Annotated in this window: 1 protein-coding gene; it reads left to right on the top strand. The window is 29.3% G+C overall.

Going from position 1 to position 1490, the window contains the following annotated elements; all coding sequences use genetic code 11:
- Positions 1 to 773, top strand: a 773-nt coding sequence (locus tag EZH24_RS14285; RefSeq protein ID WP_161976163.1) for a hypothetical protein, incomplete at its 5' end; no start/stop codon positions are given.
- Between the last annotated feature and the right edge of the window lie 717 nt (positions 774 to 1490).

Here is a 1490-nt window from a genome sequence, read left to right as displayed (position 1 = left end):
ACATGAAAAATAAATTACAATATATATTTTTATTATTATTCGTATTTAGTTGTAATAATAATCCAATAAAACCTTCCGATTACACAAAAGAGGAAATAGATAAAAAATATCCTTATTGGCAAGTGGGAATAGAGAGATTTTATATAGCTCCAGAAATAAGCAATTATACGGTTATTACGGTTGAAGAAAAAAGATGGGCGTTGCGTTCTTTGGCTTTGATGAGAGCGATAATAAACACGCCAGAATTTGAAACGGCATTTATGGCAAAAACAAATTATATATATTCGCGAGCCGAAACCTACACAAATAACATTCCAATTAAGTTCGGAGACCCATACGATAAAAACAGACTTTTAGAGGTTATAAGAAATTGCAAATATAACGTTCAATATTGCAAATACAATAGAACGGGGCAAGTTGCTGTAGGAGGCGTAGGTCCATCCCGATACGCTTTGGAAGGATTTGTAGATAATTTATCATACGCTACTTATGTAGGAATTCCAAATATGAATTGGAAAAGCGAATTCGCATACGGAATTTTTATCGGTTTTGTAGGAGTAATATTTCATGAGCATTTGCATAATCTTGGACTCACTCATAACGGAGGATATGACGCTACTACGGGAGTTCAATATGTTCTGGAAGGAGTAGGAAAAAGAATTCTCGGCGGAGATTTAAAAGATAAATATCAAAAACAAGTGGAAGAATTAACCGCTTATTATTACACGGAATATAAAGAATGGTTAATAACTTCAACAACTTATAAGCCTTAAATATTTAACTAATTATAATTAAAAATCCTTTATCTTTTTTGAATTAATTTATTTTGACAAATTAAAATATTTTGTTATAATTATATTTATGAAAGATAATGTTGAAGTAAAGAAACTAGAGCTAAAGCCCGCCCATCCGGACAAGCCTCTCAATATTTCTTAAATAAATAACAAACTTTACCGCCAACTTGATATTGTTTTTACTAATCAACTAACCAAACTTACCGACTAAACGAAGTCTAAATAATAACTATTGATTTTATAACTCTAAATTGTATAATTATTAAATATACAAAATGTTAATGGAGAAATTAAATCTTATCAAATTAAACAATTCTTAAATATTATAAAAAAATATAATCTTGAGGAGTAATTATGAAATATACGATAAAAATATTTTTCAGCGAAGAAGACGAAGGATATATCGCAATAGCCGAAGAACTCGATTCGATAAGTGCGTTTGGAAAAACGGAAGAATAAGCGTTGAAAGAACTTAAAATTGCAATTTCGCTTTATTTTGAAGAAAGAAACATATTGCAAAATTGAAATACTTTAAGGAGAGACTTATGACGATTAAAGAAGAGTTAATTCAAATTATAGACAAAATGCCCGAAGAAAATATTACAAGAGTTATAGAATTGATAAAATCCAATGAATATCTTGACGAAGCGCTCGATATGGAAAATTATTTTTATCGTATATTTCATAATTACTCCT

It is taken from the genome of Brachyspira catarrhinii (assembly GCF_005518285.1).
Taxonomy (GTDB): domain Bacteria; phylum Spirochaetota; class Brachyspiria; order Brachyspirales; family Brachyspiraceae; genus Brachyspira; species Brachyspira catarrhinii.
This window is presented reverse-complemented; position numbering and strand designations above follow the sequence as displayed.